The 17,030-nt window shown below is 34.9% G+C and carries 17 protein-coding genes and 1 tRNA gene; 6 read left to right on the forward strand and 12 right to left on the reverse strand.

The window, feature by feature from the left end; translation table 11 throughout:
* Positions 1-34 precede the first annotated feature (34 nt).
* From ACZIX2_RS00090 to xrtF, 8 genes are all read right to left on the reverse strand, one after another.
* Entirely contained in the window at positions 35-718 is a 684-nt protein-coding gene (locus ACZIX2_RS00090) for a DedA family protein (protein WP_463338037.1), read from the reverse strand.
* Positions 719-863: 145 nt separating this feature from the next.
* Positions 864-1,205 carry a heavy-metal-associated domain-containing protein gene (locus ACZIX2_RS00095; protein ID WP_463338038.1) on the reverse strand — a complete coding sequence of 114 codons (342 nt, stop codon included), beginning with the start codon at positions 1,203-1,205 and terminating at the stop codon, positions 864-866.
* A gap of 25 nt (positions 1,206-1,230) precedes the next feature.
* On the reverse strand, positions 1,231-3,240 hold the full coding sequence (locus ACZIX2_RS00100) for a TonB-dependent receptor plug domain-containing protein (RefSeq protein ID WP_463338039.1): 2,010 nt from the start codon (positions 3,238-3,240) through the stop codon (positions 1,231-1,233).
* A 70-nt stretch (positions 3,241-3,310) separates the two neighbouring features.
* On the reverse strand, positions 3,311-3,718 hold the full coding sequence (locus ACZIX2_RS00105) for an HYC_CC_PP family protein (protein ID WP_463338040.1): 408 nt from the start codon (positions 3,716-3,718) through the stop codon (positions 3,311-3,313).
* 51 nt (positions 3,719-3,769) lie between these two features.
* Positions 3,770-5,125 (reverse strand): MBL fold metallo-hydrolase RNA specificity domain-containing protein, encoded by a 1,356-nt coding sequence (locus ACZIX2_RS00110; RefSeq protein WP_463338041.1) that lies wholly within the window; start codon positions 5,123-5,125, stop codon positions 3,770-3,772.
* 90 nt (positions 5,126-5,215) lie between these two features.
* Entirely contained in the window at positions 5,216-6,043 is an 828-nt protein-coding gene (locus tag ACZIX2_RS00115; RefSeq protein WP_463338042.1) for a restriction endonuclease, read from the reverse strand.
* Positions 6,044-6,103: 60 nt separating this feature from the next.
* Entirely contained in the window at positions 6,104-6,547 is a 444-nt protein-coding gene (locus ACZIX2_RS00120; RefSeq protein WP_463338043.1) for an exosortase F system-associated membrane protein, read from the reverse strand.
* Positions 6,522-7,070, reverse strand: coding sequence for an exosortase family protein XrtF (xrtF, locus tag ACZIX2_RS00125; RefSeq protein ID WP_463338044.1), 549 nt, complete (start codon positions 7,068-7,070; stop codon positions 6,522-6,524). Before xrtF ends, ACZIX2_RS00120 begins: the two co-directional genes overlap by 26 nt.
* Positions 7,071-7,143: 73 nt before the next feature.
* Between xrtF and ACZIX2_RS00130 the strand changes: the two genes are divergently transcribed.
* From ACZIX2_RS00130 to rpe, 6 genes are all read left to right on the forward strand, one after another.
* Positions 7,144-7,599, forward strand: a complete 456-nt coding sequence (locus ACZIX2_RS00130; RefSeq protein WP_463338045.1) for a GAF domain-containing protein — start codon at positions 7,144-7,146, stop codon at positions 7,597-7,599.
* Positions 7,600-7,633: 34 nt separating this feature from the next.
* Positions 7,634-8,578: an energy transducer TonB gene (locus ACZIX2_RS00135; RefSeq protein ID WP_463338046.1), complete on the forward strand. Its 945-nt coding sequence runs from the start codon at positions 7,634-7,636 to the stop codon at positions 8,576-8,578.
* A 158-nt stretch (positions 8,579-8,736) separates the two neighbouring features.
* Positions 8,737-9,006, forward strand: a complete 270-nt coding sequence (gene rpsO, locus ACZIX2_RS00140) for a 30S ribosomal protein S15 (RefSeq protein ID WP_463338047.1) — start codon at positions 8,737-8,739, stop codon at positions 9,004-9,006.
* A 247-nt stretch (positions 9,007-9,253) separates the two neighbouring features.
* Complete coding sequence (locus ACZIX2_RS00145; protein ID WP_463338048.1) at positions 9,254-11,386, forward strand: polyribonucleotide nucleotidyltransferase; 2,133 nt, start codon at positions 9,254-9,256, stop codon at positions 11,384-11,386.
* A gap of 320 nt (positions 11,387-11,706) precedes the next feature.
* A complete protein-coding gene (locus tag ACZIX2_RS00150) occupies positions 11,707-12,570 on the forward strand; it encodes a sigma-70 family RNA polymerase sigma factor (protein ID WP_112113433.1) in 864 nt (287 codons plus the stop codon).
* 395 nt (positions 12,571-12,965) lie between these two features.
* Complete coding sequence (gene rpe / locus ACZIX2_RS00155) at positions 12,966-13,673, forward strand: ribulose-phosphate 3-epimerase (protein WP_463338049.1); 708 nt, start codon at positions 12,966-12,968, stop codon at positions 13,671-13,673.
* Positions 13,674-13,727: 54 nt separating this feature from the next.
* Here the strand turns inward: rpe and ACZIX2_RS00160 are convergent, their stop codons facing one another.
* From ACZIX2_RS00160 to ftsZ, 4 genes are all read right to left on the reverse strand, one after another.
* Positions 13,728-14,147: a CBS domain-containing protein gene (locus tag ACZIX2_RS00160; protein WP_463338050.1), complete on the reverse strand. Its 420-nt coding sequence runs from the start codon at positions 14,145-14,147 to the stop codon at positions 13,728-13,730.
* 144 nt (positions 14,148-14,291) lie between these two features.
* Positions 14,292-14,365, reverse strand: a tRNA-Arg gene (locus tag ACZIX2_RS00165).
* Positions 14,366-14,381: 16 nt separating this feature from the next.
* The gene (locus ACZIX2_RS00170) at positions 14,382-14,831 is read right to left on the reverse strand and encodes a GatB/YqeY domain-containing protein (RefSeq protein ID WP_463338051.1); all 450 of its coding nucleotides are present in this window, start codon (positions 14,829-14,831) and stop codon (positions 14,382-14,384) included.
* A gap of 192 nt (positions 14,832-15,023) precedes the next feature.
* Positions 15,024-16,976, reverse strand: coding sequence for a cell division protein FtsZ (gene ftsZ / locus ACZIX2_RS00175; RefSeq protein ID WP_463338052.1), 1,953 nt, complete (start codon positions 16,974-16,976; stop codon positions 15,024-15,026).
* Positions 16,977-17,030 lie beyond the last annotated feature (54 nt).

Below are 17,030 nucleotides of genomic sequence, written 5' to 3' on the forward strand. Positions count from 1 at the left end.
GTATATCATTTGATTTGAAACAATCGCAAATAAATTAATCCTCTTTTGGTTCTGGTCGCTTTTTCAACATTTTCATAAAAACAGGGAAAGTTGAAACAAGAATAATTCCAATTACAATAAACTCAATATGTTTTTTCAGATCGATACCGTATTGTAGAAAAACACCATACAAATAATGCCCCGCGAAGATGAGCAAAAATGCCCACATAAAAGAGCTTAAGATATTAAAGAACATGAATTTCTTTTTGTCCATCGACACAATTCCGGCAACAATAGGTGCAAACGTTCTAAAAATCGGTAAGAATCTAGCATAGATAATAGCTTTACCTCCATACTTATCAAAAAAATCTTTAGACTGCAACAAATATTTTTTCTTAAACCAAAAAGTATCTTCTTTTTTAAATAAGTAATAGCCGCTTTTAGCACCAAACCAATACCCTACGGTATTCCCAAAAATACCCGCTATGGCGACTAATATCGAAAGCAAAGTAACATTAAATAAATCGCTATTTACATTGATAACATTTTCCACCAGACTTCGGCTATAAATGCCCGATAAAAATAGCAAACTATCACCTGGCAAAAAGAATCCAGCAAATAAACCTGTTTCAGCAAATACAATAAACAATACTACATACAATCCAATCTGAACCCCTCCTACACTTAAAGTAATATAAAACTCAGGATTTAATAATTGGGTCCATTCAAAATTAGTCATAGTTGTATTGTTTTGGGTATTTATAAGCCGTGAAAATAGCTATTTTATAACAAAGCAGCAAAATTTAACCCGATTTTAAAATTTTATTAACGATTCTATAAAAAAACACCCAAAAATGAATTTGGGTGCTCAAAAAATTAACTAATTAATCTCTTTCATACATACAACATGCGTGTAAATTTTCATAATCTTCTTGCGTTGCTTTAAACTCATCCGTGTCATGACCAACTTTTGCAATAGCTTTCTTTACGTCTTTCAAAGAACATTTCTCTTCGTTTAAAATTAAAGTCAACTTATGGGTTGGTATGTCCCAAACCGCTGACTTCACTCCTTCTACAGATAAAGCTGCTTTTTGAATTCGCTTCTGACACATCCCACAATTACCATTTACCTCGGTTACTACCTTGGCATTTTTATTTTTTTTCTCTTGGGCTTGAGCAGTCATACCTACCAAAGCCATCATCATAATTAAAACTATTTTTTTCATAATTTCTTGATTTATATTTTGTTTGTTATTTAATTTTAAAACGTAAACCCGCATAATACATTTGACCAAAAATAGGCGCATAGACTATTGAAGCATCAAAATTGGGACCAAATGGATTATCGGCTCCAAGTATTGCTTTTTCTTGTCTGTAATTCCCAATATTCTCCCCTCCTAAATAAACTTCAAAATTTGAGGAAAACACATGAGTGATTTGCGCATTTACCAAACTATAAGCTGGAGAGAATTCAGGTAATTGATCTTGAATAGGATTAGAAGAGGTTGTTGGCAATTGCTGTTTCCCTAACCAATTATAAGTGGCATCAAAACGCCATTGATGTCCTTTTTCCGTTCTCACTGTAGCATACTCTAAATTCCCAAAAAATCGGTGTTTGGCTTGCAAGGGTCTTTGAAAAACACCTGACAAATATTGCGTTTGAATATCATAATACTTGTAGGCCGAACGCATATTGAAACGAGGAGCAATTTCATAATTGAATTCTACTTGCAAACTAGTTGCGAAAGATTTTCCTTTTAAATTATAAAACAACACTTGTTGTGGCGAATTCATGACATCAACCACGGCTTGATTTTGAAAATCGGTTCGATACAAGTCAAATCCAACATCGCCACCACGACCAAACAACTGAAATTTTTGATTAAAACTAACGCCATAATTCCATGCTATTTCTGGATCTAATCCATATACCTCCCCTTCTGTGTCCAAAATTGAAACCACTCTAGAACTAGCCAACAACGATTGATTTTCAGCAAAAATATTGGCCGCACGTTTTCCTCTACCTGCAGACAATCGGAATACTGCATTTTCCCACGGATTGTATCTCAAGTGTAATCGAGGGGTTACAAAAGCGCCCAAACGATTGTGCTGATCTACGCGACCACCCAATACTATACTGAAATTATCATCATTGTCGTAGGTATATTCAAAAAAAGCCCCCACCGAGTTATCAATTCTACTAAAATCTCTTGTTTGAAGAAACTCTGAATAATTATCGTAAGCAAAATTAATTCCCGTAGCAAACTTATGTTTAGTGTTGTTGATTATCGAATTAAAAATAAGGTTAGAATAAAAACTACTTTGTTTGATGTCATACGTTCTCAACCCATAATAGGAATTTTGATCATGAATGGTAAAAGCATTTTGAAAACCAATACTTTGAAAAGGCATGTCTTTGAAAACATAACCTACTTTTGTTGCCAAATCTAATCGCTGTGTATTAATTTCAGACCCCCAGTTATTAGTAGTTCCACGGTCGCTATCAGGATTAAAATCTACTTCGCCTGCTTGTTTTTTATCATTCATATACCTTAAATTGATAAAGCTAACCAGACCTTTATCAGCATCATAATACTGATAACGATTCATCACATTGACTTGTTTAGCCAAAGGATTATCCATGAATCCATCGTTGTTTTGATCCATTTTTGACACACGCGTATTTCCATGAACAAACAAGCTACTACTCCACTTATTTGATAATTGTGTATTGAAATGTGTGTTTAATTCAAATCGAGAATCGGTAGATCCGTAGGCATTCAAAAAGAAAGGAATGTCATTGATTGGTTTAATCAACTCGGTATTAATTTGCCCCGAAATACTTTCAAAACCATTGACCACACTACCTGCGCCTTTAGTAATTTGAATACTTTCGATCCATGTGCCTGGAGTAAATGACAATCCATACGCTTGAGAAGCCCCTCGAACCGAAGGCACATTTTCCTCAGTAATCATTAAATACGGACTCGTGAGACCTAACATTTTAATTTGTTTGGTTCCAGTTAACGCATCCGAAAAATTAACATCAATCGATGGATTGGTTTCAAAACTTTCGGCCAAGTTACAACATGCCGCTTTGAGTAATTCTTTGCTAGTTACAAGCGTAGTATTGCTTGTAAGGGTATAGGATTTGAGCAATCCTTTTCGCTTTTTTACCACTTTCACTTCCTCTAGATTTTCTTGTGAAAAAGCAGAAGACGCAAGAAAAAGTGCTCCTAAAAGCAACATAATTTTTTGCATAATTATACTAAATATTAGATTAAAAAAATATCATTAGCCCAATAAGGGCTTGCTTTTTTTAAACTAATAATCAGGCGTAAAATATATACTGATGATACAGTTGATAAAGTGGAGGCGCATTGATGGCCACATAAAAATCATTAACAACTGTTTTTTGAATTTGTGGTGTCGTAGCACGAACAATCGATTGCTGAATTGGCACAATAAAAGGCGCCATTAGCTCAAATAAAACAATTTTAACTGTTGCGTTATCTGATTTTTTTTCAAAATGCACCACTTTGTCCTTACAACAACTATCCTTTTCTATGAAAGTTGTTTTTTCACAGCAGCCCTCTGGCTCTGTCAAAGATAAAAGTTCCGAATGCAAACTTATTGCAGCTATAGATCCGCCACAATAATGCACATTAAAAACAACTCCTATATTGGAAACCAATAATAGAAGTGCTAAAAAAATACTTGTGCTCTTTTTCACATTCATGCCACAAAATTATTCAATACATTAACAAAATATGTGTTTTTTTTGTTAAAATTACAATTCAAATTCTTGCCCCATAATTGGAACAACACAATCAAAGCCCAAACGTTCTTGTATTTTTATCCTCAATTCATCAGAAGCCTGATTCTCTCCATGAATCAAAAATACCTTCTTGGGTTTGTTTTGCAAAGCAGAAAGCCATCTCAACAAATCATTTTGATCTCCGTGCGCTGACAATCCTTCAATTTCAAGAATAGTAGCTTTCACTTCGTAATATTTTCCATGAATTTTAATCTCCTTAGCTCCTTCTAGCAATTTTCGTCCTCTTGTTCCTTCCGCTTGAAATCCAATTATAATAACTGTGGTTTCTGGCAGACCAATATAACGCTCTAAGTAACTTAACACACGACCTCCGGTTATCATCCCACTAGCCGCTATTACCACTTTAGGCTGATTGTTATAAATCATTTCTATTGTATCCTTATAGTCGGAAATCATGGTAAACATTTTACACATCCCAACATATTCTTCTGGTTTAAGCTTATGCCATTTCTTATTGTTTTCAAAAACATCGAGCACACTGATACCCATAGGCGTATCGATAATATATGGAACTAACGGAATACGATCCTCTTGCCTTAGTTGCCACAACAAAAACATTACACTTTGAGCTCTTTCAACAGCAAAACTGGGAAGAATAACCGTTCCACCTTTGGCAATTGTATTATTGATATAAAGTTCTAATTCCAATTTTGGATCTGTAGAAGGGTGTAATTTATTACCATAAGTACTTTCAAGAAAGATATAATCGCCACGGGTGGGCTTAGTAGGCGAATACATCAAAACATCATTATCCCGACCAATATCTCCTGAAAAGACCACATACTTATCCTCTAAAAACAACTCAATTGTGCAGGCCCCTAAAATATGACCCGAGTTAGTAAAAACAGCCTCAATTTCTGCATCCAAAGCTATTGCCGTTTTGGTTTGCACGACACGAAATAGCGGAAAAACCTTCTCCACTTGCTCTACTGTATATAAGGGCTCTGCCAATTCATGTTTGGAATATTTTCCTTCATTGGCTTTAGCCGCTTCTTCTTCCTGTATTTTAGCACTATCTAACAAAATCAATTTGGAGATTGCAGCCGTAGGGCTTGTACAATAAATTTTACCTTTAAACCCTTGATTGACCAACCTAGGCAACCACCCACAATGATCTAAATGACCATGAGTTAGTAATACAAAATCAATTGTAGAAGGCAAAACTGGCAAAGGTTCCCAATTCAGCTCCCGTAATGGCTTCAATCCTTGAAACTGCCCACAATCAACCAATATTCGAATTCCGTGGCTCTCGACTAAGAATTTAGAACCTGTAACAGTTCCTGCTCCTCCTATACATTTGATTTTCATAGGTGTAATTTTAAATTATTAGCTGTTCTTTTTAAATACCTTTCAACATATGGACATGATCAGAATTGGCATTCTAACTTACAACCCTACTCAGTTCTTACACAAATCATTAACCTCTTTTAACACCCTTTGCATTCGAATTGAACTTAATCCTAAATCCGTCAAAGCGTTCTTGTTTTTCAACAAATCTTCGACGACGATGTATCCTAAATTCAACAAAAATTCTTTTTCTGCCATTGATAAAGTGGTCATACAAGTAATTGGATATAGTTTACTAGCATCAACAATGGTCTTCAATCCTTTGTTTTCAGGAAAATTCCAACTTAACAAATGCAAACCTGAACATTGTGCAAAATCTATAGCGTCAGTTGTAAAACGATTATTTGTAACTATCCAACAACTATTTAAAGTAGTTGAATCCTCAAAAAACTCCTGCGGACGCGCTTTCAAATCGTTAAATCGAGACAGAATATACAAGGGTACTTTTACATCAGAAGCAGCTTCTCTTCCTTCATGAAACTTACATTCCACCATTCCGAATTCTATCGCATTATGAATCAAAATATCAATTTCATGCGAAACACATTTGCCTTGTAAAATTAAATTGGATTGAGTACGATAACGCTGATATTCAAATAATCTTGCAATAAATTTTTCGAAATAGAAACCTGCTGGACCTAATAAGCGAATGGCTTCACGTAAATTATACCGCGCTGCATGGGCATTGCTGTTTTTCTTGAGTAAAGAAAACGCCATTTTATAAATTTGCTTGGTAGCAATACCCTCGTATAGTTGCAAACGGATGGTTGCTATGATTTGATTAGCCTGCTCTTGACTAGCACCAGCTTTGAGCAATGATTTCATGAGTTTATGCGGAATAAAATCCACCGTGTCACCAGAAAACTTAACTATCTTCATCAGAATTTCAATTTATAAAATACAACCTTAATTACTACTTAAAGGTACGCAATAAATTGTCTACTCATTCAATTTCTGATAATAAAAAGCTGGTATAAAAAGAACTAACAATAGGGGTTGTATTAAAAAACGACGCAAATAAAATAACAAGAGATAATTTGGACTCGTTGTCCCATATAACATTCCAAAAAAAACGAGAATTAAAACAACAAAGAACACCAAATACAACAGTGATGAAAACACCACTATTTCCTTATCATTAAAAATGACATATAATATCAGGATTGAAAGTATACTATTGATCGCATAACGAAAAAGGATGCCAAAAAAAAGATAAAGACTATTCATTTCAGGCAAAGGTAAATTAGCATATTCGCCCTTAAAGAATTCCAACAAAGGATCATAAAACAATTGAGACTCAAATGCACGCACCAATCCTAATAAAGCCACTAAAAGGGTAAACCAAAAAAGTTTAATTTTATTTTGAACCAGAAGCTTTAGCATACTTAGAAAAGATTGAAATCCACACTATCCATAAAAGAAAAACTACTCCATAAATCACCAACGGAAATAATACCCCGTGCAACAAATGGGTATGTTCAGGAAAATAATACAACAGCAAACTCAACGCTGCAATTCTAAAAACATTTAACAAATACAACAACGCACTTCCTAAAACAACATAAAAAAAAGTAACACTAAATTTCCCAGCAAATGCAATTACAAAAGAAACAAAAAGAATGATTACACTTACCGCATTACACCCCTCAATTATTCGCACTGTATCTTTTTTTAGCACACGAACTACTATCCCCATAGAATCGGACCAATAAACACTTGAATTGTTCTCCATAGCATACAGCACTTTTTGAGTGTGACTTGCCACCATTTGAGTTATCCCATCTACTTGCTTTGAACCATAACCCTCCAAATACCATTGATAAAGCATCGTCATGCCAACATAGACAAACAGAAAAATCCCCACAAACTGCAAAAAAGATTTATAACGTGACCAATATTTTCTCAAAATCAATTTTTTTCCAAATTTATACATTTATAATAGCGTCATTAAATACTTTTGTATAAAAAAAACAAAAAACATGAGCTTTATAGAATTAAAACCAAAAGTAATTGCAATTACTCAAAATACAACCTTAACAAGAGATGAAAAACTCTTAGAAATTTGCCAACTTTTGAATCAATCCATTGACTACTACAATTGGGTAGGATTTTACTTCGCCAACCACGATACCAAAACCTTACACTTAGGGCCTTATGTAGGAGCCGAAACAGACCACACCGTTATTCCTTTCGGAAAAGGAATTTGCGGACAAGTAGCTGAATCGAATGCCAACTTTGTAGTTCCTGATGTTTCAGCCCAAGACAACTACATTGCCTGCAGTTTTACTGTCAAATCTGAAATTGTAGTGCCTCTATTTGTAAACGGCGTAAACATTGGTCAAATTGATATTGATAGCCACGTTATCGACCCATTCACAGAAGCCGACGAACGATTCTTGGAATTTGTAAATAATGAAATTGCAGCTCTATTCTAACATTTAAGAACCAAACAAAAACCAAACTATAAGAATGAAACCAAAACCTATTCAATTATTTTTATCAATACTATTTTCAACCTTCATTTTCGGTCAAAATAATCTTGACAAAACCATTTATTTCGATTCTATTTGGTCAGAAACAAATGAAAATAATTTCCAGTATTATCGAATTGTAAAGGACTATTACAAAGAAAAAGATAGCTATAAAATTTATGACTACTATAAATCAGGAGTCATACAAATGGAAGGATACTCAAAAACCAAAGATTACCTTACTTACGAAGGTGAATTTATTTTTTATTACGAAAATGGCAATAAAAAAACCAGAACTAATTATGTAAAATCCAAATTACTAGGCCCGCATGAAGAATGGTACGAAAATGGATTAAAAAAACTTGAGGGAGAGTATTTAAAATCAGAAGATAGAATTACAAATGTTTTAAAAATCAATCAATTTTGGAACCGTGATAATAAGCAAACAGTAAAAAACGGAGAGGGATTTTATCAAGAAATTGAAACTAATTTTTCAGAATCTGGCAATATTAAAGACGGCCTAAAGGATGGCGTTTGGGAAGGAGAATACGACAAACGAAAAAGAAAATATGTAGAAAAATATAAAAAAGGTAGATTGATAACAGGCAAAAGTACTGATGAAGAAAACAACAATTATGAATACCGTGAGTACGAAACCCCACCAATTCCAAAAAATGGCATTAATGATTTTTACAAATTTTTAGCAAAGAACTATGTAATTCCAAAAGGACATGAAAAAACTCGAGGCAAAATATATACTCAGTTCATAGTTGAAAAAGATGGCTCGATAGTTGACACAAAGACTATAAAATCCCTCGCTCCTGAGTTAGACCAAGAAGCTATAAGAGTAATTAAAAGTTATGAGAATTGGATACCAGCAAAACAAAGAGGACAATTTGTTAGAGTTCTTTTTTCAATTCCAATCACATTAGCAGGAAACTAATACATATTTATATACAATTAGCCACAACATCAACTCAATCGCAATATTTTTTTTTAAAAATATCAAAAGAGTATTATTTTTCAAAAATAAACACTACTTTTGCACCCGTCGTACAATAGCTGTACGACATACATAACAATCATTTAAATAATATTAGCATGTATTTAACTAAAGAAGTTAAAGCGGAAATTTTCGCGAAACACGGAGGAAAAGCAGAAAACACTGGATCTGCAGAAGGACAAATCGCTTTATTCACACATAGAATTAGCCACCTTACTGAGCACTTGAAAAAAAATCGTCATGATTTCAACACGGAGCGTTCTTTGGTACTTTTAGTAGGTAAAAGAAGAGCTTTGCTAGATTACTTGAAGAAAAAAGATATCAACAGATACCGTGAAATTATCAAAGTATTGAATATTAGAAAATAATCAATAAACTAAAGAGGTGCGAAAGTGCCTCTTTTTTTATTTAAAAAAAAATCAGCGCAAGAGCAACAAAATCAACTGAAAACCATAAGGATAAGTAGCTATTTTTTCATAAATATATGGTTTCCATTTGCTATATTTGCTCTATTAAAAAAGTATGGTTTTTCATTGGGTTTTAGACAACAACTACACACAACAACTACAACTACAACACAACTAAAACCCATTGTTTAATCACAAAATAAAAAGTATGATTCCACAAGTTTCAAGAGAAATTATCGATTTAGGAGATGGCAGAAGCATCTCAATCGAAACCGGAAAATTAGCAAAACAAGCAGACGGATCTGTAGTAGTTAGAATGGGAGATGCCATGTTATTGGCCACTGCCGTATCAGCAAGAACCTCAAACCCAGGAGTAGACTTCTTACCCTTAACAGTTGATTATCGTGAAAAATTTGCCGCAGCTGGTCGTTTCCCTGGTGGGTTTTTCAAAAGAGAGGCACGTCCAAGCGATAGCGAAGTATTAACTATGCGATTGGTAGACCGTGTACTCCGTCCACTTTTCCCAGACGATTATCATGCCGAAACCCAAGTGATGATTCAATTAATGTCTCATGACGACAATGTAATGCCCGATGCATTAGCTGGACTTGCCGCATCTGCCGCACTTGCTGTCTCTGACATTCCATTCTACAACTTAATTTCCGAAGTACGCGTTGCACGCGTAAATGGAAAATTAGTTATCAACCCAAGTAGAGAAGAATTAGAACAATCCGATATCGATATGATGGTAGGAGCTTCTAAAGATTCTGTAGCCATGGTAGAAGGCGAAATGAAAGAAATTTCAGAAGCCGAAATGGTAGAAGCGATTAAATTTGCACATGAAGCTATCAAAATTCAAATTGAAGCTCAAGAACGATTAAGAGTAGCTGTAGGATCCCCTGCATACAGAACCTACGAAGAAGAAAAAGAAGACGAAACCATTTACAGCAAAGTAAAAGCCGCTGCTTACGACAAATGCTACGCCATTGCACAAGAAGCCTCTGGTAAAAGCGAAAGAAGCGAAAAATTTGCAGCCGTAAAAGAAGAAGTTAAAACTCTTTTTACCGAAGAAGAATTAGCTGAAAACGGTGATTTAGTTAGCAAATATTTTTACAAAACTAATAAAGAAGCTGTTCGCAATGTAATTCTTGAAAAAGGATTGCGTCTTGACGGAAGAAAAACAACAGAAATTAGACCTATTTGGTGCGAAATTGATTATTTGCCATCTGTACACGGATCATCAATTTTTACCAGAGGAGAAACTCAAGCTTTGGCTACTGTAACTCTTGGAACGTCAAGAGAAGCCAACGTAATTGATTCCCCTTCTGAACAAGGAGAAGAAAAATTCTACTTACACTATAACTTCCCTCCTTTCTCAACCGGAGAAGCAAAACCTTTAAGAGGTACTTCTAGAAGAGAAGTTGGACACGGAAACCTTGCACAACGTGCATTAAAAAACATGATTCCTGCAGATTGCCCTTATACTATTCGTGTAGTTTCGGAGGTTTTAGAATCTAACGGTTCATCATCTATGGCAACAGTTTGTGCTGGAACAATGGCCTTAATGGATGCTGGTGTACAAATGGTAAAACCAGTATCAGGTATCGCCATGGGACTTATCACAGACGGAGAAAAATTTGCCGTATTATCAGACATCTTAGGAGACGAGGATCACTTAGGCGATATGGACTTTAAAGTTACAGGTACAGCAGACGGAATTACTGCTTGCCAAATGGATATCAAAATAGACGGATTACGCTATGATATCATGGAACAAGCCTTAGGTCAAGCTCGCGATGGACGTTTGCATATTTTAGGAAAAATAACAGAAACTATCAACACCCCAAGAGCAGACGTAAAAGCTCATGCTCCAAAAATTATTACCAGAACTATTCCTGGAAACTTTATTGGCGCATTAATTGGACCTGGAGGTAAAGTAATTCAAGAACTTCAAAAAGCCACAGGCACTACTATCGTAATTAACGAGGTAGACGAACAAGGTGTAATTGAAATTCTAGGTACTGATCCAGATGGAATTGAAGCTGTATTAGCAAAAATCAACTCAATTACTTTCAAGCCTCAAATGGGAGAAGCATACGAAGTAAAAGTGATTAAAATGCTAGATTTTGGAGCCGTTGTAGAATACACTGCAGCTCCTGGAAACGAAGTTTTATTACACGTTTCAGAATTAGCATGGGAAAGAACAGAAAACGTTTCAGACGTAGTAAAAATGGGAGATGTATTTCAAGTAAAATACTTAGGAATCGATCCAAAAACTAAAAAAGAAAAAGTTTCTCGTAAAGCTTTATTGCCTAGACCTCCTAGAGAAGAAAAAAAATAATAGGTAATTAATTCAAGGTTAATGTTCAAAACCTCTTATTCTCATTTGAATAAGAGGTTTTTTTTTGACCCTCGTTTGCATTTTAAAACAGAATTCCATAAACCAACTTCATTACATAGAAACCCAAGCTCTACCCCCCCCCATTTAACCCCTAGTTCACTCTCAGAACATCAAAGACCTACACGCTTTTTAGTGTTGATTTTCAAGCACTTATTATTTTTTTACACATTTTTTTTATTAAATTTTGAATTAAATGTAACTTTTTAGGGAGTTAGTACGTATAAAGATTTGTACACCTAACAAACAAGGAAACAAATACCATGAGACAACTTAAAATCACCAAGCAGGTTACCAATCGTGAAACCGCATCCTTAGACAAGTACTTACAAGAAATTGGAAAAGTAGACTTGATTACTGCCGACGAAGAAGTAGAATTAGCACAACGAATAAAAGCCGGTGATCAAAGAGCTTTAGAGAAACTAACAAAAGCGAACTTACGTTTTGTTGTTTCGGTAGCAAAACAATATCAAAATCAAGGATTAACTTTACCTGATTTGATAAACGAAGGAAACTTAGGACTCATAAAAGCAGCCCAACGCTTTGATGAAACACGTGGTTTCAAATTTATTTCTTATGCCGTTTGGTGGATTCGCCAATCTATTCTTCAAGCTTTAGCCGAGCAATCAAGAATTGTACGTTTACCATTAAACAAAATTGGCTCTATCAATAAAATCAACAAAATGTATGCTTTGTTAGAACAATCTAACGAACGCCCACCTTCTGCCGAGGAAATTGCCAAAGAACTTGACATGACCGTAAATGACGTAAAAGAATCGATGAAAAACTCTGGTCGTCACTTATCTATGGACGCCCCTCTTGTAGAAGGAGAAGATTCTAACCTTTATGATGTATTACGTTCAGGAGAATCTCCAAATCCAGATAGAGATTTGATTCACGAGTCACTTCGCACCGAAATAGAACGTTCTTTAGAAACATTAACTCCTAGAGAAGCTGATGTTGTTCGTTTATATTTTGGACTAGGAGACCAACACCCAATGACTCTTGAAGAGATTGGCGAAACATTTGATTTGACACGTGAACGTGTACGTCAAATTAAAGAAAAAGCAATTCGCAGATTAAAACACACCTCAAGAAGTAAAATTTTAAAAACTTATTTAGGTTAAAATACAAAATCAAATTCCTTATCTTAGTGGTATTTGAGCTTTACCGTTAACGACAGCCTGATTAACTGTTCGTTTTTTGATTGATGATTGAAAACTCCGGCTGATTACCGGAGTTTTGTTTTTTTGCAAGGCAAACAAAACTACGGTCAATTCGCTTCGCTCGGGTATCCGGAGTTTTTTTTTTTACAAGGCAAACAAAACTACGGTCAATTCGCTCCGCTCGGGTTTCCAGAGTTTTATTTTATTTAAATCTATTGTCAAAAACCACTTCTTGTTTACCACAAAATAAGTCAAGCAGCGATTCCCTCTTCAAGAAATAGTATACAACTGAATAACTTTAAATACTTTCTTTTTTTGAAATAAAAAAAGCTAATTTTGCAAAAAACAACAACACAATGACTAGTAAAACTTTAAACATTCAAAAAAACAACGATTCTCCTAACAAAAACACTTTGATAGCTCCATCTGTTCTTGCTGCTGATTTTGCTAATTTACAAAGAGACATCGAAATGATCAATCATAGCCAAGCAGATTGGTTTCATATCGATATCATGGACGGTGTTTTCGTGCCTAACATATCTTTTGGAATGCCCGTTTTAGAAGCTATCACCAAGCACGCTAAAAAAACGATAGATGTACATTTGATGATTGTTGACCCTGATCGTTATATCAAAACTTTTTCGGATTTAGGAGCCAACATTTTGACAGTTCACTATGAAACCTGTACACATTTACACCGAACATTACAAGCTATAAAAGCCGAAGGAATGCTTGCCGGTGTAGCAATCAACCCTCACACTTCTATAGACCTTCTAGAAGATGTTATTAACGATATTGACTTAGTTTGCATAATGAGCGTTAATCCTGGATTTGGCGGCCAATCATTCATAGAAAACACTTACAACAAAGTCAACAAACTAAAAGACTTGATTATTAAAAAAGAAGCCAATACAATTATCGAAATTGATGGAGGGGTAACTGACAAAAACGCGGTTCAATTGGTAGAAGCTGGAGCAGATGTACTGGTAGCTGGTAGCTTTGTTTTCAAAGCAGAAAACCCAACCGCAACAATAGAAAACTTAAAAAAAATTACTTCTTTCTAATTGAAGTAAAAAAATCAAAAAAGTCGGTTGTTGCTTTGCTTCAACCGACTTTTTTCAATAATTATCTATCATAAACCAAAGCAAATCTGTTGTAGTTACGATTCCTACAAGCAAATCACCTTCGCAAACTGGTAAAGCGTGAAAATCGTTATGCGTTAAGATTTCCGCTGCTTCCTTAATAGTCGTTTCTGGAGACACCGTTTTGACTTTTTTCACCATTACTTGCTCTACAGAAAACATATTATACACTGTGGTATCTACCACTTCATCCTCTTCATCTATAGCATCGGCAAAAGAAATACGAAGCAAATCCGTATAACTTAAAATACCCAATATTTTATTTCCTTTTACAACAGGAATATGCCTAATTTTATGATGCTTAAATAAACTTTCAGCCTTCGTTAAATCATCTGTTAGATGAAGTCTAACCAGATTTTTCGACATGATTTGAGAAACGGGAACACTATTAATCATAACCTTATTTTTTAGATACTTTCAAATTTAGCATTAAAAAAAAAGGAAACAGATGATGAATATCAAGCTGTAATTAAAAAAAAATGAATATATTTAGATGTAAAAAACAAAAAGGGACAAGATTTAACTCTTATCCCTTTTGTGTGACCGCGGAGGGGTTCGAACCCCCAACCCTCAGAGCCGAAATCTGATATTCTATCCAGTTGAACTACGCAGTCGATATTTTTCTAAAAATTAACTCAATAACTTCTTAACAATTGTGGAGATTGTTTTACCATCAGCCTTACCAGCTAGTTGTGCTGAAGCCAAGCCCATCACTTTTCCCATAGCTGCCATACCTGAAGCGTCATTTTCGGCAATAATTTTAGCTACAACAACTTCTACTTCCTCTTCGCTTAATTGAGCTGGCAAAAACTTTTCTATAACAGCCGCTTGTAACAATTCTGGCTCTGCTAAATCTGCTCTACCTTGTTGAGTATAAATTCCAGCACTATCCTTTCTTTGTTTTACCAAACGTTGCAACAACTTAATTTCTTCTTCTTCTGAAATTTCCTCTTTTGCACCGCTTTCTGTTTGCGCCAATAAAATTGCAGATTTAACAGCTCTCAAGGCTTCTAAAGCCATAGTATCTTTTGCTTTCATGGCGTTTTTAATTTCGTCCATGATACGTACCGATAAACTCATTATTTAGGTATTAATGTTTTGTAAAAACTAATGATTTAATACTTTGGAGTAGAATAAAAACTCAAAAGTTGTGCAAATTTAACCATTTTTTACGGCAAAACCAATACTTTATTACGACATGTATTTAGATACGACCTAAAAAAACAAAGCCTGATAAAATTCAGGCTTTGTAGTCGTTTTGATATCAATATTTTAATCTACATTATCATGCAAATATGAATTATTCGAACGCAATTGCAAATCATTATTGCTATCAACACTTAAAGAAATTCTAGAATTTTGATTTGTTGCAGGCGAAGCCGTCAAATCAATACCTGATCTTTTGTAGGCAGGCTCTCTTTCCAACTCATCAATTTTAGAAATGTTGTTGTGGAACTTATAATTGAACTCTTTAAGTTTTTTTCTTCTTTCTTCGGCTCTAAATCGCAAAGTCTCTTCAATTGTCATTTCTAGCGGAGATACTTTCTCATTTGGAAATTCAAATGGCTCTACAGCTTCAACTTGCTTCAATGTAATGTTTAACTCAGCAGGAACTTCAACCTCTTGCTTGGCTTGAGGTTTTGACTTCATGAATTCGTTCTCCACTTCCATATACTCTTCTAGAGAATAGCGCACCACCCCCGATTGATTCATTTCGGTTACCGGAACAACCTGAACTGGTTCTACCACAAAAATATCTTTTGCTTCGGCTGTCAATTCATGAATTGCTTTTTCTTCTCTATTTGGCGTAGTATTCGCTACAAAAGTAGGCTGTGGCTGAACAGGCAAATCAAAAGAAAAAGTAGATTGTTTTGGTGCCTCTACCACCGTATTGACTGGCATTTGAACTTCTTCTTTAGATGGAAGCGAAATTGTAAAATCCAAATCTTCAATTGGGGAAACAATTTCAAAAGTCACGTCTAAATTTTTAATAAATTCAGTCATAACAATTAAATCATCTTGATTTAAATTTGGTTTAGCTTCAGATAAAACCACTGGTTTCTCAGCTTCCACTTCCTCATTCAATTCGAATACAACTCGTTCCTCAATCTCTTCTGTTTTGGTCTTATTTACATCAAAGGCAACCACAGGTGTATGCATCAGATGATGTTCGCTTTTTTGCTCATCACCTAACGTATGGATAATTTTTTTAGGTTCGGTATTTACGATTTCATTTTGTTGTTCAACATCAAAACCGGTTGCAATAATGGTTACAGAAATAGCATCGGCTAACAATTCGTCTTCCCCTACTCCCATAATAATATTTGCATTATGTCCAGCTTCATTTTGAATATGATCATTGATCTCTCCAATTTCATCAATTGTAATCTCGTTTGTACCCGAAACAATTAACAACAATACATTTTTAGCACCAGTAATTTTGTTATCGTTTAATAACGGAGAATCCAAAGCCGCAATAATTGCTTCTTTAGCTCTGTTTTCACCAGTTGCCGATGCCGACCCCATAATGGCGGTACCACTATTATACAGTACTGTCTTAGCGTCACGCAAATCGATGTTTTGCGTATAGTGGTGCGTAATTACTTCAGCAATACCTCTTGAAGCAGTCGCTAAAACTTCATCAGCTTTTGAAAAACCAGCTTTAAAACCTAGATTTCCATAAACTTCTCTTAATTTATTGTTATTGATTACAATTAATGAATCAACTTGTTTCCTTAATTTTTCAATACCAACCAATGCTTGCTCTTGACGAACTTTTCCTTCGAAAAGAAATGGCAAAGTAACGATACCAACAGTAAGGATATCTCTTTCCTTGGCCAATTGAGCAATTACAGGTGCAGCACCAGTACCAGTACCACCCCCCATACCAGCAGTAATAAATACCATTTTGGTATTGCTATCGAGCATTTTTTCAATTTCACTAATACTTTCAATAGCCGATTGATGTCCTACATCTGGGTTTGCCCCAGCACCAAGACCTTCGGTTAAATTCACACCCAATTGAATTTTGTTGGGAACAGGGCTATTATGAAGTGCCTGAGAATCTGTGTTACAAACTATAAAGTCAACACCATTAATTCCCTGCTTAAACATATGGTTAATAGCATTACTACCACCACCTCCTACGCCAATAACTTTTATTACACTTGATTGGTTTTTGGGTAAATCAAATGAAATGCTTCCAAATTCTGAATTGTCTGTCATCTTATTGGGTTTTTAATTTCTTATTATTTTATTAAGCACTTTTTTTTGGGACAA

Source organism: Flavobacterium riviphilum, from assembly GCF_055231795.1.

Coding starts and splice junctions, on each gene's coding strand:
- ACZIX2_RS00090 (WP_463338037.1), bottom strand. CDS start 718: ATGACTAATTTTGAATGGACCCAATTATTAAATCCTGAGTTTTATATT.
- ACZIX2_RS00095 (WP_463338038.1), bottom strand. CDS start 1,205: ATGAAAAAAATAGTTTTAATTATGATGATGGCTTTGGTAGGTATGACT.
- ACZIX2_RS00100 (WP_463338039.1), bottom strand. CDS start 3,240: ATGCAAAAAATTATGTTGCTTTTAGGAGCACTTTTTCTTGCGTCTTCT.
- ACZIX2_RS00105 (WP_463338040.1), bottom strand. CDS start 3,718: ATGAATGTGAAAAAGAGCACAAGTATTTTTTTAGCACTTCTATTATTG.
- ACZIX2_RS00110 (WP_463338041.1), bottom strand. CDS start 5,125: ATGAAAATCAAATGTATAGGAGGAGCAGGAACTGTTACAGGTTCTAAA.
- ACZIX2_RS00115 (WP_463338042.1), bottom strand. CDS start 6,043: ATGAAGATAGTTAAGTTTTCTGGTGACACGGTGGATTTTATTCCGCAT.
- ACZIX2_RS00120 (WP_463338043.1), bottom strand. CDS start 6,547: ATGCTAAAGCTTCTGGTTCAAAATAAAATTAAACTTTTTTGGTTTACC.
- ACZIX2_RS00130 (WP_463338045.1), top strand. CDS start 7,144: ATGAGCTTTATAGAATTAAAACCAAAAGTAATTGCAATTACTCAAAAT.
- ACZIX2_RS00135 (WP_463338046.1), top strand. CDS start 7,634: ATGAAACCAAAACCTATTCAATTATTTTTATCAATACTATTTTCAACC.
- rpsO (WP_463338047.1), top strand. CDS start 8,737: ATGTATTTAACTAAAGAAGTTAAAGCGGAAATTTTCGCGAAACACGGA.
- ACZIX2_RS00145 (WP_463338048.1), top strand. CDS start 9,254: ATGATTCCACAAGTTTCAAGAGAAATTATCGATTTAGGAGATGGCAGA.
- ACZIX2_RS00150 (WP_112113433.1), top strand. CDS start 11,707: ATGAGACAACTTAAAATCACCAAGCAGGTTACCAATCGTGAAACCGCA.
- rpe (WP_463338049.1), top strand. CDS start 12,966: ATGACTAGTAAAACTTTAAACATTCAAAAAAACAACGATTCTCCTAAC.
- ACZIX2_RS00160 (WP_463338050.1), bottom strand. CDS start 14,147: ATGATTAATAGTGTTCCCGTTTCTCAAATCATGTCGAAAAATCTGGTT.
- ACZIX2_RS00170 (WP_463338051.1), bottom strand. CDS start 14,831: ATGAGTTTATCGGTACGTATCATGGACGAAATTAAAAACGCCATGAAA.
- ftsZ (WP_463338052.1), bottom strand. CDS start 16,976: ATGACAGACAATTCAGAATTTGGAAGCATTTCATTTGATTTACCCAAA.